The sequence below is a fragment of the Couchioplanes azureus genome (assembly GCF_014648355.1).
GTDB classification, from domain to species: domain Bacteria; phylum Actinomycetota; class Actinomycetes; order Mycobacteriales; family Micromonosporaceae; genus Actinoplanes; species Actinoplanes azureus.
This window is the reverse complement of the sequence record NZ_BMQY01000002.1, coordinates 737,065-762,570: the sequence shown is the minus strand read 5'-3', so window position 1 is coordinate 762,570 and position 25,506 is coordinate 737,065. Positions and strand designations below refer to the sequence as shown.

General features: G+C 73.5%; 22 protein-coding genes and 1 pseudogene. All 23 read left to right on the top strand.

Features of this window, described 5'->3' with window-relative positions:
• Window positions 1–150: 150 nt before the first annotated feature.
• The 23 genes and pseudogenes from rsmH (at window position 151) to IEY99_RS10410 (ending at window position 25,481) form a co-directional block, all read left to right on the top strand.
• Entirely contained in the window at window positions 151–1,218 is a 1,068-nt protein-coding gene (gene rsmH, locus IEY99_RS10520) for a 16S rRNA (cytosine(1402)-N(4))-methyltransferase RsmH (RefSeq protein ID WP_189201816.1), read from the top strand.
• Between the two features lie 8 nt (window positions 1,219–1,226).
• Window positions 1,227–1,733: pseudogene (gene ftsL, locus IEY99_RS10515) on the top strand (cell division protein FtsL); the annotation flags it as partial.
• Window positions 1,734–2,640: 907 nt separating this feature from the next.
• Complete coding sequence (locus tag IEY99_RS10510) at window positions 2,641–4,605, top strand: peptidoglycan D,D-transpeptidase FtsI family protein (protein WP_444542442.1); 1,965 nt, start codon at window positions 2,641–2,643, stop codon at window positions 4,603–4,605.
• A 55-nt stretch (window positions 4,606–4,660) separates the two neighbouring features.
• Entirely contained in the window at window positions 4,661–6,175 is a 1,515-nt protein-coding gene (locus tag IEY99_RS10505) for a UDP-N-acetylmuramoyl-L-alanyl-D-glutamate--2,6-diaminopimelate ligase (protein ID WP_189201812.1), read from the top strand.
• Window positions 6,172–6,345, top strand: a complete 174-nt coding sequence (locus tag IEY99_RS10500) for a hypothetical protein (RefSeq protein ID WP_189202235.1) — start codon at window positions 6,172–6,174, stop codon at window positions 6,343–6,345. The genes IEY99_RS10505 and IEY99_RS10500 overlap by 4 nt, the downstream gene beginning before the upstream one ends.
• Window positions 6,342–7,439: a phospho-N-acetylmuramoyl-pentapeptide-transferase gene (mraY, locus tag IEY99_RS10495; RefSeq protein ID WP_189201810.1), complete on the top strand. Its 1,098-nt coding sequence runs from the start codon at window positions 6,342–6,344 to the stop codon at window positions 7,437–7,439. The genes IEY99_RS10500 and mraY overlap by 4 nt, the downstream gene beginning before the upstream one ends.
• Before the next feature lie 63 nt (window positions 7,440–7,502).
• A complete protein-coding gene (locus IEY99_RS10490) occupies window positions 7,503–8,975 on the top strand; it encodes an FtsW/RodA/SpoVE family cell cycle protein (RefSeq protein ID WP_189201808.1) in 1,473 nt (490 codons plus the stop codon).
• Window positions 8,975–10,084 (top strand): undecaprenyldiphospho-muramoylpentapeptide beta-N-acetylglucosaminyltransferase, encoded by a 1,110-nt coding sequence (gene murG / locus IEY99_RS10485; protein WP_189201806.1) that lies wholly within the window; start codon window positions 8,975–8,977, stop codon window positions 10,082–10,084. Before IEY99_RS10490 ends, murG begins: the two co-directional genes overlap by 1 nt.
• A gap of 28 nt (window positions 10,085–10,112) precedes the next feature.
• Complete coding sequence (murC, locus tag IEY99_RS10480) at window positions 10,113–11,537, top strand: UDP-N-acetylmuramate--L-alanine ligase (RefSeq protein ID WP_189201804.1); 1,425 nt, start codon at window positions 10,113–10,115, stop codon at window positions 11,535–11,537.
• A 103-nt stretch (window positions 11,538–11,640) separates the two neighbouring features.
• Window positions 11,641–12,408, top strand: coding sequence for a cell division protein FtsQ/DivIB (locus tag IEY99_RS10475; protein ID WP_229798438.1), 768 nt, complete (start codon window positions 11,641–11,643; stop codon window positions 12,406–12,408).
• 281 nt (window positions 12,409–12,689) lie between these two features.
• Window positions 12,690–13,835, top strand: coding sequence for a cell division protein FtsZ (ftsZ, locus tag IEY99_RS10470; RefSeq protein ID WP_189201802.1), 1,146 nt, complete (start codon window positions 12,690–12,692; stop codon window positions 13,833–13,835).
• Between the two features lie 4 nt (window positions 13,836–13,839).
• Window positions 13,840–14,619, top strand: coding sequence for a YggS family pyridoxal phosphate enzyme (locus IEY99_RS10465; protein WP_229798436.1), 780 nt, complete (start codon window positions 13,840–13,842; stop codon window positions 14,617–14,619).
• 226 nt (window positions 14,620–14,845) lie between these two features.
• Window positions 14,846–15,547: a cell division protein SepF gene (locus IEY99_RS10460; RefSeq protein WP_189201798.1), complete on the top strand. Its 702-nt coding sequence runs from the start codon at window positions 14,846–14,848 to the stop codon at window positions 15,545–15,547.
• Between the two features lie 24 nt (window positions 15,548–15,571).
• Window positions 15,572–15,877 carry a YggT family protein gene (locus tag IEY99_RS10455; RefSeq protein ID WP_189201796.1) on the top strand — a complete coding sequence of 102 codons (306 nt, stop codon included), beginning with the start codon at window positions 15,572–15,574 and terminating at the stop codon, window positions 15,875–15,877.
• 59 nt (window positions 15,878–15,936) lie between these two features.
• On the top strand, window positions 15,937–16,755 hold the full coding sequence (locus IEY99_RS10450; RefSeq protein ID WP_189201794.1) for a DivIVA domain-containing protein: 819 nt from the start codon (window positions 15,937–15,939) through the stop codon (window positions 16,753–16,755).
• A 49-nt stretch (window positions 16,756–16,804) separates the two neighbouring features.
• The gene (locus IEY99_RS35250; RefSeq protein ID WP_189202233.1) at window positions 16,805–18,268 is read left to right on the top strand and encodes a hypothetical protein; all 1,464 of its coding nucleotides are present in this window, start codon (window positions 16,805–16,807) and stop codon (window positions 18,266–18,268) included.
• A gap of 89 nt (window positions 18,269–18,357) precedes the next feature.
• Window positions 18,358–18,762 (top strand): DUF167 domain-containing protein, encoded by a 405-nt coding sequence (locus IEY99_RS10440; protein WP_373293315.1) that lies wholly within the window; start codon window positions 18,358–18,360, stop codon window positions 18,760–18,762.
• Window positions 18,759–20,276 (top strand): potassium/proton antiporter, encoded by a 1,518-nt coding sequence (locus IEY99_RS10435; protein WP_189201792.1) that lies wholly within the window; start codon window positions 18,759–18,761, stop codon window positions 20,274–20,276. The genes IEY99_RS10440 and IEY99_RS10435 overlap by 4 nt, the downstream gene beginning before the upstream one ends.
• Before the next feature lie 298 nt (window positions 20,277–20,574).
• Entirely contained in the window at window positions 20,575–20,976 is a 402-nt protein-coding gene (locus tag IEY99_RS10430; RefSeq protein WP_189201790.1) for a TraR/DksA family transcriptional regulator, read from the top strand.
• Window positions 20,949–21,629 (top strand): signal peptidase II, encoded by a 681-nt coding sequence (gene lspA, locus IEY99_RS10425; RefSeq protein ID WP_373293314.1) that lies wholly within the window; start codon window positions 20,949–20,951, stop codon window positions 21,627–21,629. The genes IEY99_RS10430 and lspA overlap by 28 nt, the downstream gene beginning before the upstream one ends.
• Entirely contained in the window at window positions 21,626–22,552 is a 927-nt protein-coding gene (locus IEY99_RS10420) for an RluA family pseudouridine synthase (RefSeq protein ID WP_189201788.1), read from the top strand. The genes lspA and IEY99_RS10420 overlap by 4 nt, the downstream gene beginning before the upstream one ends.
• A 28-nt stretch (window positions 22,553–22,580) precedes the next feature.
• Window positions 22,581–23,606 (top strand): hypothetical protein, encoded by a 1,026-nt coding sequence (locus IEY99_RS10415; protein ID WP_189201786.1) that lies wholly within the window; start codon window positions 22,581–22,583, stop codon window positions 23,604–23,606.
• 186 nt (window positions 23,607–23,792) lie between these two features.
• Window positions 23,793–25,481 (top strand): MinD/ParA family ATP-binding protein, encoded by a 1,689-nt coding sequence (locus IEY99_RS10410; protein WP_189201784.1) that lies wholly within the window; start codon window positions 23,793–23,795, stop codon window positions 25,479–25,481.
• The last annotated feature ends 25 nt before the right edge of the window (window positions 25,482–25,506 follow it).

Sequence of the window (25,506 nt, the reverse complement as noted above, 5' to 3'; positions counted from 1 at the left end):
CTGGCGCCTCTTCCCCGGTGCCAGGCGTGTGTCCGGTGGGGCGCGCCCGATGGCAACGGGCACGAGCGGATGGGGATCTGGCGGTACGGAAGACGATCGGGCGTGCATCGGGAAAGAACGGCCGTGGGGCGCGCGGGAAAGAGCAGGGCGATGGGGGTCGACATGGGGGAGCTTCGCGGCACGCACGTGCCGGTGCTGCTCGAGCGCTGCCTCGAGCTGCTCGCTCCCGCGCTCGACCGTCCCGGAGCGGTGCACGTCGACTTCACGCTCGGCCTGGGCGGGCACGCCGAGGCCGTCCTGGAGCGGCACCCGGGCGTGGTCCTCATCGGACTGGACCGGGACCAGGAGGCGCTCGCGCACTCCCGGCACCGGCTCCAGCGCTTCGCCGACCGTGTCCACCTGGTCCACGCCGTGTACGACGAGCTTCCCGAGGTCCTCTCGGATCTCGGTCGCCCGGTCTTCCACAGTGGGCTGTTCGACCTGGGCGTGTCCTCGTTGCAGCTCGACGAGGCGGACCGCGGCTTCGCGTACGCGAAGGACGCACCGCTCGACATGCGGATGGACCAGTCGCGGGGCATCACCGCGGAGGAGGTCGTCAACGGCTACGAGCCCGGCGAGCTCGTCCGGATCCTGCGGGTGTACGGCGAGGAGAAGTTCGCGCCGCGCATCGTCTCGGCGATCGTGCGCGAGCGGGCCAAGGCCCGGATCGTCTCGTCCGCCCGGCTCGCGGACCTGGTCCGGGACGCCATCCCGGCCGCCGCGCGGCGAACGGGTGGCAATCCCGCCAAAAGAACGTTTCAGGCACTACGTATTGAGGTAAATGCGGAGCTCACCGCGCTCGAGTCGGCGGTGCCGTCCGCGCTGGACCTACTGGCCCCGAAAGGGCGCCTTGTCGTGATGTCGTACCAGTCGTTGGAGGACCGGATCGTCAAGCGTGCCCTGGCCGAGAGGGCGCGCAGCACCGGGCCGATCGATCTGCCGGTCGAGCTGCCCGGGACGGGACCGAGCCTGCGGCTGCTGACCCGTGGTTCGGAGCCGCCCACGGCGGCCGAGGTGGCGGAGAACCCGCGTGCGGCGTCGGTGAAACTCCGCGCCGCGGAACGGATCGAGGAACGAGACCAGGGACGAGGGGCCGCCCGCGAACGGCCCCGGATGTCCGTGCACGGGGGACGAGGGCGGCGACGCCCGGGGGAACACCAGGAGGGGGAGGGGCATTGAGCGAGCGCATGAGCACTGCGCCGCGGTCGGGGGGCCGGACCGCGGAGCGGGTCGACAAGGGCCGGCGTACGCCGGCCGGCACGAAGGGAACGGCGCGGGGGGCGCGCCAGTTCCCCATCCAGGGGACCACCGCGCTGAAGCTCGACGCCGAGCAGCAGCGGGACACGGTCGCGGCGCCGCGCCTGCGGGTTGCGCCGCCCGCACCGATCAACGCGCCGCGGGCGCCGTTCATCGCGCTGGTGGTGGCGGTCGTCGTGGCCGGCGTGCTGGGCATCCTGCTTATCAACACCAAGACGGCGGAGAACTCGTTCGAGCTGGACACGCTGCAGAAGCAGCAGGCCGAGCTGAACGCGCGGCAGCAGGCGCTGGAGAACGAGATCGCGGCCAACAACATGCCGGGCAACCTCGACGCCGCCGCGCGGCGGCTGGGCCTGGTCAAGGCCGACTCGCCGGCCTACCTGCGGATGCCCGACGGCAAGGTGTTCGGCGTGATGAAGCCGGGCAGCGGACCGCAGGCCGTGACCGCCCAGGATCCGGCCGCCGCCACGACCGCGGAGAAGAACGCCGCCACGGCGCGGCAGGGCACCTCCGCCCAGGACGCCACCACCCGCGACGTGACGCCGGATGCGGCCAACCCGGCCGGTGCGCCGGCCCAGGTCGCTCCGGGTCAGGCGGTTCCGGGTCAGGCGGTTCCGGGTCAGGCGGTTCCGGGTCAGGCGGTTCCGGGTCAGGCCGTTCCGGGTCAGGCCGTTCCGGGTCAGGCGGTCCCGGGTCAGGCGGTCCCGGGTCAGGCCGTTCCCGGTCAGGCGGTCCCTGGTCAGGGCGCGCTTCCCGCAGCCGGGCAGTAGCGCGGTGACGCCGCGCTCGGACGAGACGCCGCGCCGGGGCTCCCAGCCCCGGCGCGGCGCTTCTGCACAGGACCGGACGCCCGGCGACGGCGAGCCGGGCCGCGGTTTCGGCGGCATCGGGGACGCGCGCGCCTACACCCCTCGCGGCCGGACCGTCCGCGAGGGTGACCAGCGCACCCGTTCGCCGCGGGCCGGGCGGACCAGCGACCCCTTCCGGCCGTCGCTGCAGGTGCTCGACGGCGGCCGACCGGCGCCGGAGCGCCGCCGTGACGCCGACGAGGACCTGCCGCCGCAGCGGCGTGGCCGCAACGACGGCGCCGCTCCGGAGGGCACGCGCGGGCGCAACCGTCGCGGCGCGGACGACGCCGACACCCGGGGGACCGGCCGGGGTCGGGATGCCCGCGGTGACCGGGACGCCCGCCCCGGCAGGGAGACCGGCCGAGGCGACAAAGAGACCGGCCGAGGCGGCAAGGAGACCGGCCGAGGCGGCAAGGAGACCGGCCGAGGCGGCAGAGAGGCGGGGCGAGGCGGCAGAGAGGCCGGCCGGGGCGGCCGTGCGGCGGACCGCGGGCGGATTCAGGCCGGCCGTGGTGAGCCGACACGCACGACCGCGGGTGCCGGCCGGGGGCGGCCGGTCTCGCGCCGGACCGCCGCGGGGCGCACGGAGGCGGGACGGGACCGCCGCGTCGCCGCCGCCCCGGGGCCACGGCGCTCGGGCGGGACCCGGGCCGGCGCCACCGCGCCGCGGACCGCCGAACGCCGCCTGAAGCCGGCCGTCGCGGCCGAACCGCCGCGGCTGGCCAACAGCGCCAAGCGGCTTCGGCTGGGCACGGTGCTGGCGCTCTCGCTGTTCGTCATGATCGGCGTACGGCTGGTCGTGCTGCAGGTCATGGACTCGCCGGCCGCGGCGCAGAGCCTGCTGGAGCAGCGGAAGAACCGGCTGACCGAGGTCGTGCTGCCGGCGCCGCGAGGCAGCATCCTGGACCGTTCCGGCGCCGTGCTGGCGCACAGCGTCGAGGCCCGCTACGTCTACGCCGACCCCGAGCTGGTGCAGGACCCTGCCGCGGCGGCGGCCCAGCTGTCCCCGCTGCTCGGCGTGCCGAAGTCCGAGCTGGTGCAGCTCATGGCGAAGAAGAAGCGCCCCGGCGGCGGCGCTTCGCGCTTCGAGTTCCTGGCCCGCGGCGTCGACATCGCGGTCGCGGAGAAGATCGAGAAGCTGAACCTGGCCGGCATCGGGTCGCGCCGCGACGAGCGCCGCGACGTCCCGGGCGCGGACCTGGCCGCGAACCTGATCGGCTTCACCGGCGAGGACCACACCGGACTGGAGGGCATCGAGGCCCGCTACGACGAGCTGCTGCGCGGCACCAACGGCGTCAAGGTGTACGAGACCGGCCGCGGCGACCTCGCCAAGGAGATCCCCGGCGGCTACCGCCGGGAGACGCCGGCCGCGCCGGGTTCGTCGATCCAGCTCACCATCGACCGGGACCTGCAGTTCGAGGTGCAGCGCTACCTCAGCCAGCGGATGGACAAGATCAACGCGACGGTGGCCGGTGCGGTCGTGCTGGACGTGCAGACCGGCGAGGTGCTGGCGCAGGCCAGCTACCCGCCGTACAACGCGCAGAAGCCGTTCGACTTCACGCCGAAGGAGCGGGAGGACGCGGTCTCCAGCGTGATCTCCGACCCGGGCTCGACGCACAAGGCGTTCACCATCGGCGCGGCCATGCAGGAAGGGCTCGTCGACAAGAACACCGACATCACCGTCGGGCCGGCGATGCGCCTCGGCGGGAAGCTGTTCACCGACACGCATCCCTTCCCGAACGGCACGAAGCTCAGCATCCCGCAGATCCTGGCGTACTCGTCCAACATCGGCTCGATCCGCATCGGCCAGAAGCTGGGCAAGGAGAAGATGTACGAGTACCAGCAGAAGTTCGGGCTGGGCCGGCCCACCAACGAGGGCATGCCCGGCGAGGCGTCCGGCCGGCTGCTGCACCCGGACGAGTGGAGCGGCTCGGCCTGGGGCTCGGTGCCGATCGGCCACAGCGTCGACGCGACCCTGCTGCAGATGGCCGCCGGATACGCCGCCATCGCCAACGACGGCGTCTACATCCAGCCGCACCTGATCAAGGGCACCATCTCCGGCCGGGACGGCACGGTCACCCCGGCCGCGCCCCCGGAGACCCACCGGGTGCTCGACACCCAGGTGGCCCGCGACCTGCGCGAGATGATGGAGGCGGTCGTCGACTCCAAGGGCGCCACCGGCACGGCGGCCAAGGTGGAGGGCTACCGGGTCTCCGGCAAGACCGGCACGGGCAGCCTGCTGGTCGACGGCCAGTACACCAACCACAACGCCGGGTCGTTCATCGGCATGGCGCCGGCCGAGAAGCCGCGCTTCGTCGTGGGCGTCTTCGCCGACGTCCCGAACGGCACGGGCGGCGTCATCGCCGCGCCGGCCTTCAGCAAGATGATGGGTTCGGCCCTGCTGCACTATCGGGTACCGCCGTCGGGCACGAAGCCGCCGACGTTCCGGTGGAAGGAGTGAGCCACGCGGACGGCGTTCGCCGCCGGGTCCGCCTGACCGGGTAGGGTCTGACGCCGTGTCCGGCATTCCCCGTCCCCAGACCGCCCGGCCGTCGCGGCTGAGCGACCTCGCGGCGCTGGTCGACGCGGAGCCGGCCGGCGCGGATGCCACGGTCACCGGCGTGACCCACGCCAGCGGCGAGGTCCGTCCCGGCGATCTGTACGCCGCCCTGCCGGGCACCCACCGCCACGGCGCCGAGTTCGCCGGCGCCGCGGCCCGGGCGGGCGCCACCGCCGTGCTGACCGACCCGGCCGGGCGCGACGCCGCGGCCGCCTCGGGGCTGCCGGTGCTGTCGGTGCCCGATCCGCGGGCGGTGCTCGGCACGACGGCCTCCGCGGTCTACGGCGACCCGTCCGCGAAGCTGACCGTCATCGGCCTGACCGGCACGGCGGGCAAGACCAGCACGGCGTACCTGGCCGACGCCGGGCTGCGCGCCGCCGGGCTGACCACCGGGCTGATCGGCACGGTGGAGACCCGCCTCGGCGACCTGTCGGTGAAGAGCGCCCGGACCACCCCGGAGGCCACCGACCTGCACGCCATGCTGGCCGTCGCCGTCGAGCGCGGGGTCACCGCGGTGGTGATGGAGGTGTCCAGCCACGCGCTGGCGCTGGGCCGCGTCGGCGGCGTCCGCTTCACGGTCGGCGGGTACACCAACTTCGGCCAGGACCACCTCGACTTCCACGCCAGCGCGGAGGAGTACTTCGCGGCCAAGGCAAAGCTCTTCGACGGCCGCTGCCGCTTCGAGGTGCTCAACGCCGACGATCCGGCGCTCGCACCGCTCGCCAAGCCGGACACCATCGGCTACTCGGCGTCCGGCGACCCGGCGGCCACCTGGTACGCCACCGGCATCACGGGCGACGCCGCCGGGCAGCGGTTCCTCGCACACGGCCCGGGCGGGGCCGTGCCGGCGGGGGTGGTGCTGCCCGGGCGGCACAACGTCGCCAACGCGCTGCTCGCGCTCGCCGTGCTGGTCGCGGCCGGCATCGCCCCGCGGGTCGCCGCGCGCGGCATCGCCGCCTGCCCGGGTGTGCCGGGCCGCCTCGAGCGGGTCCACTCGCCGGGCGACGTGACCGGCGTCGTCGACTACGCGCACAAGCCGGACGCCGTCGTGGCGGCGCTGGCCGCCCTGCGCGAGGTCGCCGCGGCCCGCGGCGGGGCGCTGGTCTGCGTCATCGGCGCCGGCGGCGACCGGGACCGGGGCAAGCGGCCGCTGATGGGCGCCGCCGCGGCCCGCGGTGCGGACATCGTGGTGATCACCGACGATAATCCCCGTACCGAGGATCCGGCCGCGGTGCGCGCCGCGGTCCGGCAGGGCGCCGAACAGGCCGGCGTGCCGACGAAGATCATCGAGGTGGCGGGCCGCCGGGCCGCCATCGACGAGGCGGTACGGCTGGCCGGTCCCGGCGCCGTCGTGGCCGTCCTCGGCAAGGGACACGAACGAGGCCAGGAGGTGAACGGCGCGGTGCTGCCGTTCGACGACCGGATCGAGCTCGCCGCCGCACTGGCCGGGCGCACGGGCGGTGCCGCTTGATCCGCATGACGCCGGGCGATCCAACGGCGATTCGATTCACCGCAGGCAGGGCCGTCGCCGCCGATCCGCGCCCCGACGACGTGGTGCCGGTCCAGGGTTCGCGCTACCGCACGTGGAAGGTGGCCGATGCGTTGCGCGTGCATGCGGCCGCCGAGGAGGTAAGCCCGTGAGGGCAGTCATCGTCGCGGCCGCGGTCGCGTTCATCATCTCGTTGTTCGGCACCCCGGTCGCCATCCGGGTGTTCACCGCGCTCAAGGCCGGCCAGCCGATCCGCTCGGTCGGACCGGCCAGCCACCAGGGCAAGAAGGGCACGCCCACGATGGGCGGCGTGGCGTTCATCGTCGCGACGGTGCTCGCGTACGTGGCCGGGCACGTCGCCCTGACCACGCTGCCGGAGCAGCAGATCGCCCAGGTCGAACCGACCATGACGGGCCTGGTGCTGCTCGGCCTCTTCGTCTTCTGCGGCGCGGTCGGCTTCCTGGACGACTTCCTCAAGGTGCGCAAGCGGCACTCCGGGGGGCTGAGCGCCAAGGGCAAGCTGCTGGGGCAGTTGCTGGTCGGCGGGGGCCTCGGCGTCGCGGCGCTGTTCTGGAAGAGCACCAACGGGCAGACCGTGGCGAGCGAGCACATCTCGTTCATCCGCGACATCAGCTTCCTCGACGTCGGCAAGGTCGGCTCGGTCATCGTCTTCGTCTTCGTCATCATGTCGATGTCGAACGGCGTGAACCTGACCGACGGCCTCGACGGCCTGGCCACCGGCGCGTCGATCCTGGTGCTGGGGGCGTACACGCTGATCGGTTTCTGGCAGTATCGCCACTGGTGCGGTGACACCGCGTACACCGGGCGTTACTGCTACGAGGTGCGCGACCCGCTGGAGGTCGCCATGATCGCGGCAGCCGCGGCGGGCGCCTGCGTCGGGTTCCTCTGGTGGAACACCTCGCCGGCGCGGATCTTCATGGGCGACACCGGCGCGCTGGGGCTGGGCGGTCTCATCGGCGGCCTGGCCATCGCGACCCGGACCACGCTGCTGTCGATCATTATCGGCGGCCTGTTCGTGATCATCACTATGTCGGTCGTCATCCAGATCATCTCGTTCAAGACCACGGGCAAACGGGTCTTCCGGATGTCGCCGCTGCAGCACCACTTCGAGCTGGCGGGCTGGAGCGAGGTCAACATCGTGGTCCGCTTCTGGATCGTCGCCGGCATCTGCGTCGCGATCGGGCTCGGGCTCTTCTACAGCGACTTCCTGCGCGTCATGGGATAGATCTCCCGCGACACGCCACGGCGGTACCCCCGGCGTGGCGTGTCGCGCCACCATGATGGGGGCATGGGGGAGGACAAGCCCGAGACCCGGACCACGGTCACCGTCTCACCGGCCGCGACCGTGCAGCCCGCGTCGTCACCGGTGCGGCCCAGGACGCTGAGCCAGCAGCTGCTGCCCGGGGTGCACGGCCTGCTCGCCCGGCCGCTGTCCTCGTACTACCTGTTGATCTCCAGTTCCGTCCTGCTGCTGGTCATCGGCCTGACCATGGTGTTCTCCGCCACCAGCGTCATGGCGTACGCGGAGCAGGGCAGCGCCTTCGGCGCCGTCCGTAACCAGCTGGTCTTCGCCGTGCTGGGCCTGGTGGGCTTCTGGGTCTGCCAGCGCCTGCCCGCGACCACCCTGCGGTTCTTCGGCGTCTACATCCTCGCCGTGGCCGTCGTGCTCCTGGCCATCCTCGACCTGCTGCAGGCCCTGGGCGCCGTCGGCATTCTTCCCGTCGCGTCGGACGGCAGTGTGTCGCTCGGGCCGCTGCGCGCCCAACTGCTCTGGCTGTACATCGGTCCGGTGGGCCTGCAGCCGTCCGAGCTTGTCAAGGTCGGCGTCGTGCTCTGGGGCGCGGACATCATCGCGCGCAAGGGCGCCGACCTCGGGTACTGGCGGGAACTGTCCATGCCGATCTTCCCGATCGTCGGCCTGCTCTTCGTCCTGGTCGGGTACAACGACCTCGGCACCATGCTGGTCGTGCTGGCGCTGATCGTCGGCCTGCTCTGGGCCGCCGGGGTGAGGAGCCGGGTCTTCGCCGCCCTCGGCGTGCTGGGACTCGCGGGCGTCGGCCTGCTGATCGCGGCGGCCTCCCGCGGTGCCGGCTCGGGTACGCAGGGCGAGCCGAACTACCGGCTCCTGCGCATCACCACCTGGCTGAACCCGCCGAAGGACTGCGCCGCCGACCTCTGTTACCAGATCCTGCAGGCCCGCTCGGCGATCTACGAGGGCGGCTGGTTCGGCGTGGGCCTCGGCAAGGGCGCCCTGAAGTGGAACTGGCTGCCTGCCGCGGACAACGACTTCATCTACGCGGTGGTCGCCGAGGAGCTGGGCGTGGTCGGCTGCATGGTGATCGCGGTGCTGTTCGCGGTGCTCGCGTACACGGGCTTCCGGATCGCCCGGCGGGTCGGCGACCCGTTCCGCCGTCTGGTCGCGACCGGCATCACGACCTGGCTGGTGGCGCAGGCGGTCATCAACATGGGCGGCGTGACCGGTCTGCTGCCGCTGACCGGCGTGCCGCTGCCGCTGATCTCGGCGGGCGGCAGCGCGCTGGTGGTGACGATGGCCGGCGTCGGCATCCTCGCCTCCTTCGCCCGCGCCGAGCCGGACGCGGCCCGAGCCCTGCATGCCCGTCCGCCGTCGCGATGGGTACGACTAGTGTGGGCTCCGCTGCCGCCGCTCCCCCCGCCGCGGCGGCCGGGTCCGTCGCGCCCTTCCGCCCGCAAGCCGGGTAACCGGGCACCCGCTGACCAGGGGGGTGTGGGGAGACGGTGATGGGTGTGCTGCGGTCTGTCGTGCTCGCCGGGGGTGGCACCGGTGGTCACATCTATCCGCTGCTCGCCTTCGCCGACGCCTTGCGGCGGCACTTCCCCGAGGTGCGCATCACCACCCTCGGCAGCCCGAAGGGCATGGAGAACGAGCTCATCCCGCCGGCCGGCTACGACCTGCGGGTGATCCCCGCGTTCCAGCTGCCGCGCGCGATCAACCTCAACCTGCTGCGCACGCCGGACCGGATGTACAAGTCCGCGGCCGCGGCCGGGAAGATCCTCGACGAGGTGCAGGCCGACGTCGTGGTCGGCTTCGGCGGGTACGTGTCGGTGCCGGCGTACCTCGCGGCGTGGCGGCGCGAGCTGCCCATCGTCATCCACGAGGTGAACGTGCCGCCGGGCGTGGCCAACAAGATGGGCATGCGGTTCACCAAGAACGTCGCGGTGGGTTTCCCGAGCCAGCCGAAGGCCGTCGAGTCGCTGCGCCACGCCCGGGTCGTCGGCGTGCCGCTGCGCACGGCCATCACCCGGATGGACCGCGCCGCGCTGCGCCCCCAGGCGCTGCACCACTTCGGCCTGCGCCCCGACCTGCCGGTGCTCTTCGTCTCCGGCGGCTCCTCGGGCGCCCGCACGATCAACCTGGCGGTGGCGGCGGCGGCCAAGAAGATCACCCACGCGGGCATCCAGGTGCTGCACGTGCAGGGCGGTCGCAACGACCCGTTCGAGGTGCCCAGCGACCTGCCGGTGCCGTACGTCGTGGTGCCGTACCTGTCGGACATGCAGCTCGGGTACGCGGCCGCCGACCTGATGCTCTGCCGGGGCGGGGCGATCACGGTCGCCGAGACCACGGCCATCGGCATGCCCGCCGTCTACGTGCCGTACCCGCACAGCAACCAGGAACAGAAGCGTAATGCCCTGCCGGTCGTTGAATCCGGCGGCGGGCTGCTCGTGGACAACGCCGAGCTGACTCCGGAGTGGATCGAGCGTACGGTCGTCCCACTGGCCCGCGACCCGCAGCGGCTCGCCGCCATGGGCCGCGCGGCGGGTGCCTACGGCCGCCGCGACGGCGACGAGGCGTTGCTGGACTTCGTGTGTGAGGCGGTCGCCCGCCGATGACCCATCTCGGATACAGGAGAGTGACGGCGTGAACACGGCGGAGCTGAAGCCGGCCGGCGGGTTGACCGCCGAGGACCTGGGCACCGTGCACCTCATCGGCATCGGCGGCGTCGGGATGGCCGGGCTCGCCCGCCTGCTGCTGACCCGCGGCGTCCCGGTCTCGGGAAGCGAGCTGCGCGAGTGGCCCGCCCTCACCGCCCTGCGCGCGCTCGGCGGCACGGTGCACATGGCGCACGAACCCGCCAACCTCGACGGGGTCGACACCGTCGTCTACTCCACCGCGATCCCGCAGGACCACGTGGAGATCGTCGAGGCCCGCCGGCGCGGCCTGCGGGTGCTGCACCGCTCCGAGGCGCTCGCGGCGGCGATGACCGGCCGGCGCACCATCGCCGTCGCCGGCACGCACGGCAAGACCACCACGACGTCGATCATGACCGTGATCCTGCAGCACGCCGGCGAGGACCCGTCGTTCGTCATCGGCGGCGAGATCTCCGCGGCCGGCTCGAACGGGCACCACGGCACCGGCTCGTACTTCGTGGCCGAGGCCGACGAGAGCGACAAGTCGTTCCTGGTCTACCGGCCCTACGTCTCGATCGTCACCAACATCGAGGGCGACCACCTCAACAACTGGGGAGACCTGGACGGGCTCAAAGCGGGGTTCCTGGAGTTCGCCGAGCTCGCCGACCCCGACGGCTTCGTCGTCACCTGCGCCGACGACGAGGGCGTGCAGGACCTCCTCGCGGCGCTGCGCGCCAGGGGCCGGACCGTCTACACGTACGGGGAGAGCGAGGACGCCGACCTCCGGCTGACCGACGTGGTCTCCTCCGTGCAGGGCGTGCGCTACCAGGCGACGCTCGACGGCAAGCCGCTGGGCGAGATCGCGCTCGCGCTGCCCGGCCGGCACATGGGGCTCAACAGCGCCGCCGCGGTGCTGACCGCCCTGCGGCTGGGCATCCCGCTGGAGAAGATCACCGAGGCGCTCGGGTCCTTCCCGGGTGTGCGGCGGCGCTTCGAGCGCAAGGGCACGGTCGCGGGCGTGCGGGTCTACGACGAGTACGCCTACCACCCGACCTCGGTCAAGGCGGCGCTGCGCACCCTGCGGGAGGTGGCGGGCTCCGGGCGGCTGGTGGTGGTGTTCCAGCCGTACCGGGTGTACCGCACCCGTGACCTGCAGGCCGAGCTGGCCGAGGGGCTGGCGATCGCCGACGAGGTGATCGTGATGGAGGTCTTCGGGCCGGGCGAGACCCGCGGCCCGGGTGAGGGCGGCGTCGCGCTCACCGCCGCGATCGACCTGCCGGCGGAGCGCAAGGTGTTCGTGCCGTCCTGGGAGGACGTGCCGGCCGAGGTGGTGCGCCGCAGCCGGCCCGGCGACGTGGTGGTGACCATGGGGGCGCCGCCGATCTCGCTGATGGGCGACGAGCTGCTGGCCGCCCTCGCGGATTCTTCCTCTTGAGCGGCCACGAATCGGGCAGCCATGAACTTCCGGCCGCGCTGGCGGACGGCTGATCGACGGCGAGCCGCCGGCAGGCGGCGGTGACGGACGACCGGGGGGTGCGGTGAGCGACGGGGGCGGACGGAACTGGCGGCTGGTGCGGGCGGACACGGATGCCGTCCCGCCGTCGGTGCGGCGGTTCATGGCCCGCGCCCGGCAGCGCCGGCTGCGCGCGGCGCTGCCCTGGGCGGTCGGTCTCGGCGTGCTGGTCACCGTGGGCGCGCTGGTCTGGACCGTGTACGGCACCTCCGTGCTGGGCGTCCGCGAGGTGCGGGTCGTCGGCACCGACACGCTGACCCCCGTCCAGGTCGAGGAGGCGGCCTCGGTGCGGATGAGCGAGCCGCTCGCCCGGGTGGACCTGGACGCGATCCGGGACCGGGTGCAGGCGCTGCCGGCCGTCGAGCGGGCGATCGTGTCGCGCAGCTGGCCTGCCACGGTCGAGGTGCAGGTCGTGGAGCGTACGGCCGTGGCCGCCGTACCCGTGGGCAAGCAGTTCTCCCTCATCGATGCCGAGGGGGTCGCCTTCCGGACGGTCGCGAAGCGGCCGGCGGGGCTGCCGGTGGCCAAGCTCGCGGCGCCGGGGCCGGCCGACGTCAACACCCGGTCCGCGCTGGTGGTGCTCTCCTCGCTCACCGCCGAACTGCGCGAGCAGCTCGTCTCGATCTCGGTGCCGGCGCCGGCGCAGGTCAGGCTGGGGTTGCGCAAGGACAGAACAATCATCTGGGGCGACGACACCGAGAGCGAGAAGAAGGCTCAGGTGGCGACCGCGCTGTTGCCGCGCAAGGGCGACACGATCGACGTGAGCGCGCCGACGGTGGTCACCATCCGGTAATCGGACAAGACACGCCAAACGGCTTATTACGTCGGAGGTTACGGCTGAGTCGGATACTCGCCTCATCAGCGGACGCCGACACGCCGCGTTGGTCCTTGGATCGGGCGACACGTCCGCTTACGTTGCCCCGAGAGGTTCAGTAGTTGACATAACACTAAGCCTCTAGTAGAGGGTGAGGGTTTCCTCGCCCTCCCTTGTACGGAGCGGACGTCGATGGCGGTTCTTGGCCGGACCGCTGGGGCCTCGACGTCCGCCAACCCTGGAAGGGAAGGCTGAGCCCGATGACACCTCCGCACAACTATCTTGCGGTCATCAAGGTCGTCGGCATCGGTGGCGGTGGCGTCAACGCCGTGAACCGCATGATCGAGGTAGGGCTCAAGGGAGTCGAGTTCATCGCGATCAACACCGATGCCCAGGCGCTGCTGATGTCCGATGCCGACGTCAAGCTCGACGTCGGCCGCGAACTGACCCGCGGGCTCGGCGCCGGTGCGCAGCCCGAGGTCGGCAAGAACGCCGCCGAGGACCACCGCGACGAGATCGAGGAGGTCCTCAAGGGGGCCGACATGGTCTTCGTGACCTGCGGCGAGGGCGGCGGCACGGGCACGGGCGGGGCGCCCGTGGTCGCGAACATCGCCCGCAAGCTCGGCGCGCTGACCATCGGCGTGGTGACCCGGCCGTTCTCGTTCGAGGGCAAGCGCCGCCAGGTGCAGGCCGAGTCCGGCATCGACGAGCTGCGCAACCAGTGCGACACGCTGATCGTGATCCCGAACGACCGGCTACTCGCACTCGGCGACCGCGGCATCAGCATGATGGACGCCTTCCGCCAGGCCGACCAGGTGCTGCTCTCCGGCGTGCAGGGCATCACCGACCTGATCACCACGCCGGGCCTGATCAACCTGGACTTCGCCGACGTCAAGAGCGTCATGAGCGGCGCCGGCAGCGCCCTCATGGGCATCGGCAGCGCCCGCGGGGACAACCGCGCGGTCGAGGCCGCCGAGAAGGCCATCTCCAGCCCGCTGCTGGAGCAGAGCATGGACGGCGCGCGCGGCGTGCTGCTCTCCATCGCCGGCGGCTCGGACCTCGGTCTCTTCGAGATCAACGACGCGGCGCAGCTGGTCACCGACGCGGCGCACCCGGACGCCAACATCATCTTCGGCGCCGTCATCGACGACGCGCTCGGCGACGAGGTGCGGGTCACCGTGATCGCCGCCGGCTTCGACGGGGGGACGCCGTCGTACAAGCCGACCGAGCCGGCCCGCAAGGTGGTGCAGCAGCCGACGGCGCCGCCCGCGGTGACGCCCAGCGTGCCCGCGCCGGTCAGCCCGGCGGCGGTGACGCCGCCGCCCGCGGCCGCGACCACCCCGCCGCCGCGCCGGGTGCTCTTCGATGACGTCGATGTGCCGGACTTCCTCAAGAACGGTTCCTGACGGCTTGCCGGAGCAGGCACGCCGGGACGAGCTGGCCGCCTCGCTCGCCGAGGTGCGCGAGCGGATCGCGCGCGCCTGCACGGCGGCCGGCCGCGACCCGGGCGGCGTGGAACTGGTCGCCGTCACCAAGACGTACCCGGCCGCCGACGTCGTCCTGCTGGCCGAGCTCGGCGTCACCGACGTCGGGGAGAACAAGGACCAGGAGGCCGCGGCGAAGGCGGCCGCGGTCGCCGCGGCGGGCACCTCGGTCCGGTGGCACTTCGTCGGGCAGTTGCAGCGCAACAAGGCCGCCTCGGTGGTGCGCTACGCCGACGTGGTCGAGTCGGTCGGCTCGCTGCGGCTGGCGTCCGCTCTGGACGCCGCCGCGACCAAGCACCGGGACCGGCCGCTCGACGTGCTGATCCAGGTCAGCATCGACGGCGACCCGGCCCGCGGCGGCGCGGTCGACCCGGCCGCCGGCCGCTCGCCGTCCGGTGCCTTCCCGGAGGCGTCGTCCGCGGCTTTCGCCGATCCGGAGCGGGACCTGTGGCGGATCGCGGACGTCCTGGCATCCGCCGAGATACTGCGGTTGCGCGGCCTGATGGCGGTCGCGCCGCGGGACTGGGAACCGGCGCGGGCGTTCGCGGCGCTGGCGGCGACCGCCGCCCGGCTGCGGGCCGATCATCCGGACGCGACGGTGCTGTCGGCGGGCATGAGCGGCGATCTCGAGGAGGCCGTCCGGCACGGAGCGACACACGTGCGGATCGGCACATCTTTACTCGGGATGCGAAACACGCTGCGGTAGCCTTGCGGCGGGCAGCAAACTACATACGTGTTGTTTACGCGCGACGTGCTCGCCGGCGGAGCGTCCGACGACGCAGCGTCGTGAGCGGGCGCCGGGGTCCGAAGGTTTGAAGATCACGGAATCCGTGCAAGGGGGGAAGCGGCACGCCTGGGGGCGCGGGCCGCACACGGATGGAGGTGGGGGGCATGGACGAGCGGTTCGGCGCCGAGCAGGGTCTGGTGATGGCATGAGCGCGCTGCGCAAGGCCGGCGTGTGGCTGGGCCTGGTCGAGGAGGACGACCAGTACGACGACCGTGGATACCGCGACAGCGGCTACCGCGAGCGGGATCGCGACCGGGATCGGGACCGGGAACGCGACTCCGGCTACCGCTACGCCGACGAGTACGCCGACGACGAGGACGACGTCGACGACGCACCGTCGCTGCCACGGGCCCGCGCGTCCGAGCGGGGGAGCGGCCGGCTGGAGCGGGCCGCGGCGGCACTCGACCGCGAGGAGCACGAGCGTGCCGAGCGGGGCAGTGTGCGCTCGATCACCCGTCCGTCCGCATCGGTGAGCGAGCCCTCCGGTGCGCTGAGCTACTCCACCCGCGACAATCTGGCCCTCGCGCCGCAGACCCAGGTGCACCAGCGCCCGGCCGAGGACGAGCAGCGGTACCAGATCACCACCCTGCACCCGACGACGTACCGGGAGGCCCGCACGATCGGCGAGCACTTCCGCGACGGCGTGCCGGTGATCATCAATCTCACCGAGATGGATGAGGGCGACGCCCGCCGCCTGGTCGACTTCGCCGCCGGGCTCGCCTTCGGTCTTCGCGGTACGATCGAGCGCGTGACCAACCGGGTTTTCCTGCTCTCGCCGGCCAACGTCCAGGTCACCGCGGAGGACAAGGCCAAGATCGCTGAGGGCGGCTTCTTCACCCAGAGTTGACCCCTAACGAGGGACCCGCCTGACGTGCTGTCGATCGTGTTTCAGATCATCTATCTGTTGGTCTATGTGTTCTTCCTGACCCTGCTGGCCCGGTTCGTACTGGGTGCAGTGCTGCAGTATGGGCGGAGATGGCAGCCCGGACGGGGTGCGTCGGCGGCATTGGAATCGGTGTGGAGCGTCACTGATCCACCCCTCAGGGCGTTGAGGCGTGTGATCCCACCGCTTCGAATTGGTACCGTGAGCTTGGACCTGGCGTCCCTGGTCCTGCTGGTTATCCTGTTCGTGCTTTTGAGATTCGTGTTAGAGCGTCTGATCATCGCGTTCGCCTGACCGCGGACGCCGGCGATCGGCTGCTCCCCACGCGGCCGCAACTGACCCGAGGAGTTTCGATGCCGCTGACCCCGGCGGACGTGCACAACGTCGCCTTCAAGAAGCCCCCGATCGGCAAGCGGGGGTATGACGAGGAGGAGGTCGACGCCTTCCTTGACGAGGTCGAGCGTGAACTCGCCCGTCTGATCGAGGAGAACAACGAGCTGCGTGCCCAGGTGGAGCGCGGCGGACGGGGTGGCGCACCGGCCGGCCCGAGCGCCGACCCGCGCCTCGCGGCCGAGCTCAACGACATGAAGGCGCAGCTCGACCGCGTCCAGCGCGACAAGACGGCGGCCGAGCAGGCGGCGCGGCAGATGCAGGCCGAGCTCGAGCAGGTCCGTGCCCAGGGCCCCGTCGGCGCCCCGTCGTCGTCGGGCAGCGGCGACGGCGAGCAGCAGGCGCTGCGCGTCCTCATGATGGCCCAGCGCACCGCCGACGACCACGTGTCGGACGCGCGCCGCGAGGCCGACAAGCTTCTCTCCGACGCCCGCTCCAAGGCGGAGGAGGTCACCCGCGAGGCCCGCGCCAAGGCGGACGCCCTCGAGCGGGACGCGCGCCAGCGTCACCAGGAGGCCATGGGCGGCCTGGACGCCAAGCGGTCCGCGCTGCAGAAGCACATCGAGGAGCTCAAGCAGTTCGAGCGGGAGTACCGCACGCGGCTGAAGGCCTACCTCGAGAGCCAGCTGCGCGACCTCGACGGCCGTGGCCAGGGCCTGGAGGCGGAGATGACCCGCGCCGACGCCAACCGCACGGTCGGCGGCTCGGGCGGTCTCGCCGCGGCCGGCCTCGCCGGCTCGTACGGCGGCAGCCGCGCCACGTCGATCGAGACGGGCCGCTGACCCCCTGCGTCACCCCTGAACGACGTATCCACTGCGGCGGGGATGAGCCATGATCGTTGCAAGTCTGCTGCTCATCCTCGTCGCTGTGGTTCTGCTCGTCCTCGGCCTGGCCGGTGGTTCGAGCACTCTGCTGATCGGCTCCATCGTCGCCAGCCTGCTGGCCGCGGTGGCCCTGGTCATCGGCGCCCGCCAGGCCTCGGCCGGCCGTCGCGCCGTCGGCGAACCCCTCCCCGCCGACCTGGAAGACCCCCCGTCCACCACCGCTTCCGCCCTCCGCGGCGAGCCGGTTGCGGCTCGTGGCGAGCCCGCCTCCGCCGCCCGCGGCGAGCCCGTTCCGCCTCATGGCGAGCCCGCCTCCGCCGCCCGCGGTGAGCCGGTTCCCCCTGGGCGCGCAGAGCGCGTTTCCGCCGTCCGCGGCGAGCCCGGCGTCCGTGCGGGGCAGGCCGCCTCCGCGAGCCCGGGTGGCTCCGCCATGGCAGCGGCCTTCGCCGAGGCCGACCTGCCGGTGAGGCGGGCCGGCTTCGGGGAGGCGGGCCCGTCCGCCTCCGGTCCGTCGCCTGCGGACACTCCGGACGAGGGTGCGGAGCTCTCGCCGGGCCAATCCCGCGAGGACCATGATCCGGCCCGGGACGGCGCTGTCGCCTCCGACAGCGAACCGGACCGCGCCGCCGCCCGTGCCGCGGGTCAGCGCGACACCGAGGCGATCCTCGCGGACCGGTCCCGGACGGCGGCCGGCGGGCCCGGCCCCGACGTGACCCAGCGCCTCGAGCACGACGGCGAGGAGCAGGCCGGCCTCGGCACGGCCCGCGCCGAGGGGCCGACCGGCTCGGGCGGGCTCCGGGCCCCGCACTCGGGCGCGGCCCGCGCCCCGCACTCGGGTCCGGACGCGGACCGTGCCGCCGGGGACTACGACCAGGCATCGTCGATGATCGGCGGAGCCCGCGCGGAGGACGACGACTCGTGGCGCCGTGCCTCCGAGGCCGCACCCGCCGGCGATCCCCCATCGGAGCCGGCGTGGTCCGAGGGCGGGCCGCGGGAGGAGCCGGCGTGGTCCGAGGCCGGGCCGCGGGAGGAGCCGGCGTGGTCCGAGGCCGGGCCGCGGGAGGAGCCGGCGTGGTCCGAGGCCGGGCCGCGGGAGGAGCCGGCCTGGTCCGAGGCCGGGCCGCGGGAGGAGCCGGCCTGGTCCGAGGCCGGGCCGCGGGACGAGCCGGCCTGGTCCGGCCGCGGCGCGTCCGTATCGGCGGACGAGTTCGGAGACCCGGACCCCGACGATCCGGACGACGAACCGCTGCCGCAGCGGGTCCGGCCCGCCGACGCGGTGCGGGTGGCGCGACTCGACGCCGAGGTGGTGGTCGTGGACGGACGGCCGCGCTACCACCTGGCGGACTGCCCGCACCTGAGCGCCCGGCAGACCGAGGCGCTGCCGGTGGCGGAGGCGGTCGAGCTCGGCTTCAGCCCGTGCGGCCAGTGCCGGCCGGTCGACCGCCTGGTCGCGGCCGCTCTGCGGCACTGACCGTCGGGGCCTGAGCCCGGGAACGGGGTCACGGTGGGCTGTCGGCCGACCCCGCTTCGGCGCGGCTGCGAAGATCGGCACAATGGGGCATGGCCAAGCGGCGCGTGTCCTCCACCGAGACCGGTGCCCCGGCCCCGGCGCGGGCGTCCCGGGCCGGGGCCGGGCCGGTCGACTCCTCGGTCGCGGTGCGGGTACGTCCCGGCGCCGGGCGGAACCGGGTCGGCGGCCGGTACGACGGCCCGCACGGTCCGGCCCTGATCGTCGCCGTCGCGGCACCGGCGGTGGACGGCAAGGCCACCGAGGCGGTCCGGCGGGCGCTGGCCGAGGCCCTGGGCGTCCGTCCCGCCGCCGTGACCCTCAAGATCGGTGCCACCAGCCGGGACAAGGTCTTCACGGTCGCCGGGGACGTCGGCCCGCGGCTCGCGCACCTGCGGGACGAGGCTGCTGGTGACGCGACCGCCCGGGGCGGGGCCGCTCGCGACGGGACCGCATGAGCGGCGGGCTGGACCTCGCCCTGCTCGTCGGGGCCGCCGTCCTGCTCGTCGCGGTCGCCGCGGTCCGGCTGTCGACCCGGATGGGGGTGCCCAGCCTCCTCGTCTATCTGCTCATCGGGATGGCGCTCGGCGAGGCCGGGATCGGGATCCGGTTCGACGACGCCGAGCTCACCCGTACGCTCGGCTTCTGCGCCCTGATCATGATCATCGCCGAGGGCGGGCTGACCGCGCGCTGGAGCACCCTGCGTCCGGTGCTGGGCCTGTCCGCGGTCCTGGCCACCCTGGGGGTGGCCGTCAGCATCGCGGTCGTCGGCGCCGTCGTGCACTGGGTGCTCGGGATCGACTGGCGGCTCGCCCTGCTCTACGGCGCCGTGCTGTCGTCGACCGACGCCGCGGCGGTCTTCGCCACGCTGCGCCGGCTGCGGCTGCCGCCCCGGCTGGTCGCGACGCTCGAGGCCGAGTCCGGCATGAACGACGCCCCGGTCGTGCTGCTCGTGGTGCTGCTCTCCACCGCCGGGTTCACCCACCCGTGGTGGTACGAGCTGCTCGTCGTCGCCTTCGAGCTCGTCGCCGGCGCCGCGGTCGGGGTCAGCGTCGGCCTGGCGGGACGGTGGCTGCTGCGGCACGCCGCGCTGCCGTCGGCCGGGCTCTATCCGATCGCGGCGGTGGGCCTGACCGTGCTGGCCTACGCGGCCGGTGCCGTCGCGCACGCCTCCGGCTTCCTCGCCGTCTACGTGGCCGGGGTGGTGCTGGGCAACGCGCGGCTGCCGCACCGGCGGTCCATCCTCGGGTTCGCCGACGGGCTCGCCTGGCTCGCGCAGATCGGCCTCTTCGTCCTGCTGGGCCTGCTGGTGTCACCCGGCGAGCTGCCCGCCGCGCTGGTACCGGCGCTCGTCGTCGGAAGCGTGCTCGTGCTGCTCGCGCGACCGCTGTCGGTCGGCGTCTCGGCGCTCGCGACCCGCAGCGCCGGGCGGCTCGGCTGGCGCGGCCAGGCCTTCCTCTCCTGGGCCGGGCTGCGCGGCGCGGTGCCGATCGTGCTGGCGACCATCCCGCTCTCCAGCGCCGCCCCGGGCGCGGACGGCCTCTTCAACGCCGTCTTCCTGCTAGTGATCATCTTCACGCTGGTGCAGGCCGGGACGCTCGCCCCGGCCGCGCGCCGGCTGGGGGTCACGGCGCCGGACGAGGCGGCGGAGATCCACGTCGAGACGGCGCCGCTGGAGCGGATGCGCGCCGACCTGCTCCAGCTCGACGTGGCGCCCGGGTCGCGGCTCGCGGGGGTGCACATCGACGAGCTCCGGCTGCCGGTGGGCGCCAGCGTCACGCTGGTCGTCCGCGACGGCGCCGGCTTCGTGCCGGGTCCGGACACCCGGTTGCGTACGGGCGACAGCATGCTGATCGTCACGACGGCGGAGGTCCGCGACACCGCCGAGCGCCGGCTGCGCGCGGTCAGCCGCCGGGGACGGCTGGCCCGCTGGTTCGGCGAGGACGGCGCCGAGCGGGCGGGCGGACGGTGACCTCAGCGTCGGGAATCCGACCCTCGGCGTGGGCGTTTCATCAGCATTTGACGGTTGGCCGGATCGGTGCGCCATGTTGTCGCTGCTCTTCACGTTCCGTATCCTTGCGAGCCTCCGGGGTGCGCGGCAGAGTCGGCCGCGCCTTTCGTGCACGTGGGGGCCGTGCACCGGGTCGCGCGGGGGCGTGACCCGTCGCGCGGAGGTGGCCCGACGACACGCGGGGCGGTGGGCGACCGCATCCTGCATTTCACCGACACCGCCGATTTCGCCGCGCCCCGCGCGGCTCAGGGGAGCGACGATGGCCAAGGCAACCGAGAAGGCGGCGCCCGAGCGGTCCCGCAGCGCGGCGGAGACCGAGAAGATCCGCGCCGCGCTGGTCGAGCGCCGCGACGAGCTGCAGGCCGAGTACGACCAGTCGCTCACCGAGATCACCGAGCTGCAGCGGGAACGGCTCGCCGACTCCGCCGGGGACGACCAGGCGGACACCGGCACGAAGACGTTCGAGCGGGAGCAGGAGATCACCCTGGCCAACAATCTGCTGGAGCGCATCAACCAGGTGGAACGCGCCCTCGAGCGCCTCGGCGAGGGCAACTACGGTTGGTGCGAGCGGTGCGGCAACGCCATCCCGGTCGAGCGGCTGGCGGCGTTCCCGGTCGCGACCCGGTGCGTGACGTGCAAGCAGCTGGAGGAACGACGCTGAACGCCGACAAGTCAGCCGGTCCCGGTGTGGAGCCGGGCGGCGCCGGCAGGTCAGCCGGCCCCGCCCCGGAGCCGGGCGGCGCCGAGGTGGCGCCGGCCCCCTCCGGGATGCGGCGCAAGGCCGTGGTCGTCCTCGGCGCCACCGCGCTGCTCGGCGTGGTGCTCGACCAGCTCACCAAGGAACTCTCCACCAACGGGCTGACCGAGGGCCAGCCGGTGCGGATCCTCGGCGGCCTCGTGCACCTGTCCCTGTTGCGCAACAGCGGCGCCGCCTTCAGCCTGGGCAGCGGGTACACCTGGGTGTTCCCGCTGGTCACGCTCGCCGTGGTGGGCTGGATCGGGTGGATGACCCTGCGGCTGCGCTCGGTGCCGTGGGCGGTGGCGCTCGGCCTGGTGCTCGGCGGCGCGCTGGGCAACCTCGGCGACCGACTGTTCCGGGCCCCCGGGGTGTTCCAGGGGCACGTCGTCGACATGATCAGCCTCTTCGGGCCGTACGGTGAGCACTTCGCGGTGTTCAACATCGCCGACAGTTGCCTGAGCGTGGGGGTCGTGCTCGCCGTCCTGCTGGAGCTGACCGGCCGCCAGCGCGACGGCACCCGGTTGACCAAGCGTGCGACCGCCAGCGACGAACCGGGAGAGAAGACCACAGCATGACCGCGCGTTCCCTGCCCGTACCCGACGGTCTGGACGGCATGCGCCTGGACCAGGCCGTCTCCCGGCTGTTCGGGCTGTCCCGTACGGCCGCCGCCACGCTGGTCGAGGCCGGCGACGCCCTGGTCGACGGCGTGCCGCGACCCAAGTCCGACAAGGTCAGCGCGGGCGCATGGCTCGAGGTCACCCTGCCCGCGCCGGTCACCGCGCCCGCGGTCGTGGCCGAGCCGGTGCACGGGATGGGCATCGTCTACAGCGACGACGACATCGTCGTGGTCGACAAGCCGGTCGGCGTGGCGGCGCACCCCAGCCCGGGCTGGACCGGCCCGACCGTGATCGGCGGCCTCGCCGCGATGGGGCAGAACGTCGCCACCAGCGGCGCCGCGGAGCGCCAGGGCGTGGTGCACCGCCTCGACGTCGGCACCACCGGGCTCATGGTCGTGGCGAAGAGCGAGACGGCGTACAGCGTGCTGAAGCGCGCCTTCAAGGAGCGCGAGGTCGACAAGCGCTACCACGCCGTCGTGCAGGGCCACCTCGACCCGCTGCGCGGCACGATCGACGCCCCGATCGACCGGCATCCCACCGCCGACTACAAGTACGCGGTCATGTCCGGGGGCAAGCCCAGCGTGACCCACTACGACACGCTGGAGGCGTTCCGCTCCGCGAGCCTGGTCGACGTGAAGCTGGAGACCGGGCGCACCCACCAGATCCGCGTGCACTTCTCGGCCATGCGGCACCCGTGCGTGGGCGACCTCACCTACGGCGCCGACCCGACCCTCGCCGCCCGCCTGCGGCTGGGCCGCCAGTGGCTGCACGCCCGTGAGCTCGGCTTCGTCCACCCCCGTACGCACGATGAGGTTCGCTTCGTCAGCGACTACCCTGAGGATCTGGGGCACGCGCTGGACGTGCTCCGCGACGCGAGCTGACGACCTCCGCACCGAGGAGGACACGCCCATGAGGCCCGGGGACCGGATGATGCCGGCGGCGGCGCGCAGCCTGCCTCCGGCCGTCGCCGGACCGGTGCGGCTGTGGATGCTGACCGGGCTGAGCCTCGCGGTGGCCGTCACGCTGCTGGTCGCGGTCGTGACGATGACCGACCGCGGTCCCGACCGCCTGCCGGGGCCGGACGGCGACGTCGTCCGCGTCGGCGTGGTCGAGGGCCAGTCCGTCTCGGGCTATCTGGGCTCCAGCGACCGTGAGCTCGCCGCCCTGCTCCCGGCCCCGGGGGCGCCGGCGGCCGGGGAGACCTGGGCGCTGGTGAGCCTGACCGCCTACCTCGGACCGGACAAGCTGCCCGGCGTGCTGGAGGGCGCGGCGGTGGCCCAGGTGTACGCCCGGGTACCGCTGCCGCAGGTCCGGACCCAGGTGGTGAAGATCCCGGTCTACCGGATGCCGCAGGACGTGGTCGCCGGCATGCTCAACGCCGCGCTGGCCCGCGACCAGGAGCAGGCGGACTACCGCAAGCTCGGCGGCGAGCTGCCCGGCGACGGCGTGGACGAGCTGCGGCTGCGGCGGGCGTACGACAGCGCCGCACAGACCGCCGCCGAGGAGGCCGCCGCCTTCCGTGCGCACTGTGCCTGCGTCTTCGCCGCGGTCGTCCGGGCCGATCCGGCCGTGCTGGCGCGGGTCGCCCGCCGGGCCGAGGTGCGGGTGGTGGATCCGGCGCCGGAGGTGCGCCAGCTCGACCGCACGGAGTTCCGCCCGGTGCTGCCGGAGCAGACGACGACCGTCCGCGAGGACAAGGAGTCGTCCGTGCCGTCGCAGGCGGTCACTGTTGCCCCCGCCGGGTCCGCGCCACTACCCTCATCGGCCGGAGCGGGTGTGACATCGGCCTCACCCGCCGGCCCCGTCCGGGAGACCGGACCCGCTGCCACGGCATCGGAGGAGAGCGCAGCCGTGCCCCCTGCCCCGCCCGCGAATCCGGCTCCCGGCGTGCCGTCCTCGGCCCCGGGAGCATCCCGGAGCGCGTCCGGGCGTTAATTTTTCCGTCTGCGTCGGCCGGGACGGCCATGTGAGCCGTATGAACCGGTGGACGTACGTGTCCGGCAGCTCGTGCATTTGCGGCTGTCAGGTGTGGCCCGAAGGGGGTTGGCGTCCGTAGCCTGTTGCAGGGCGGTGACGCTCGCCGAGGACACCGAGATCGAGTAGGCGCTGGGAGGACGAGCCGTGGACGGGACCGAGACCGGCTGGGGCCGGCCTGCGGAACCAGCCCCGCGTTGGCGGGCGCTGCTCGACCGCGCCCGGCACGCCTCCCGGACGGGTGACGAGACCGAGGACGCCGAGGCGGAGGGCCGCCGCCCGGCGAGCGGGGCGCCGTTGCCCAGCCGCCCGGTCGGCCGGCCGTACAACCCGCTGGATCCGCGGATGCGCGATCAGGCCGGGCGCGAGCCGAACGGCTACAGCCCGGCGGAGCCGCCGCGCCGGCCCCCGATCAACCCGCTCGACCGGCGTCCCGGCCGGGCCAGCCTGGGCGAGCGCCTCGGCGCCACCGAGCCGCTGCCGGCCGATCCGCGCCCGGCCGACCCGCGCCCGGGCCATTCCCTCGAGGGGCGCCGCCAGTCGCGCATCGGCGAGGGGTTCCACGCCCGGCCCGACGCCGAGCCGCACAGCTTCTTCAACCCGGCCACCCGCGCGGTGCCCCCGTCGATCGGCCGGGTCGCGCCGGATTCCGGCATGCCGCACGGCCGTGGCGCGGCCCCGGCCGGCTCGCCGCCGGTGCCGCGCCCGCCTGCCGGCTCGCCGCAGGCCGCCGCCCCGCCGCTGACCGCACCGCCGCAGCACCACCCGACTCAGCACCACCCGTCGCCGCACGCCCCCGGTGCGCCGTCGCATGGTTTCCCGGCGCCGCAGGACGGTCCCGCAGCGCTGCTCGGGGCGCCGCTGTCGCCGGCCCCCACGGCGCCGTCGCACGGCCCGGGAGCGCTGCTCGGGGCGCCGCTGTCGCCGGCGCCCGGTGCCCTGTCGGCGCCCGGTGCGCCGCCGGCCGGTGCGCCGGCGCCGACCTCGCCGGCGGGCGCGCGCATCGAGTGGCGCCAGACCCGCCCGGAGCCGGAGGACCGCGCCGCCGGGGTGCTGCGCCGCCTGCTGGGCAAGCCGCGGGTGCTGGCCTTCGCCAACCCCAAGGGCGGCGTGCACAAGACCACGGCCACCGTGCTGGCCGCGGCGACCATCGGCAGCGTCCGCGGCCGCGGCGTGCTGGCCTGGGACGACAACGAGCTGCGCGGCACGCTCGGCCTGCGCGCCGGCAGCGCCCGGCACGCCCGTACGATCCGGCACCTGGTCGGCGATCTGATCGAGATCGAGAACATGCACGGCAACGACCTGATGCAGTTCTTCGACGGCTACCTGCGGCACGCCTCGGACGGGTCCTACGACGTGCTCGCGGGCGAGGAGAACCCCCGGTTCGCCCAGCGGCTCGACCAGAGCACCGTGCGCCGGGTGATGGACCTGCTGCGGCGTACCCACGACGTGATCTGCGTGGACACGGGCAACAACGTGGAGAGCGTCAACTGGCAGACGGTCATGCGCAGCGCCGACCAGCTCGTCGTCACCACCGTGCCGCGCGAGGACGCCGCCTTCACCGCGGACTGGATGCTGGACGTGCTCAACGAAACCGGCATGGAGGACCTCGTCGCCAACGCGGTGACGCTGATCTCGTGCCCGTCGCCCGGCAGGCTGCCGCTGCTCGACGACCTCGCCAAGCACTTCGCCACCCGGACCCGCGCCGTGGCCGTCGTGCCCTACGACCCGGCGCTCGAGGTGGGCTCCTCCATCGAGTACTCCGTGCTGCAGCCGGAGACGAAGCAGGCCTGGCTGCGGGCCGCCGCTGTGATGATCGAGCCATTCGTCGAATAGCCGGGTGTCACCGGTGCCTCCGTCG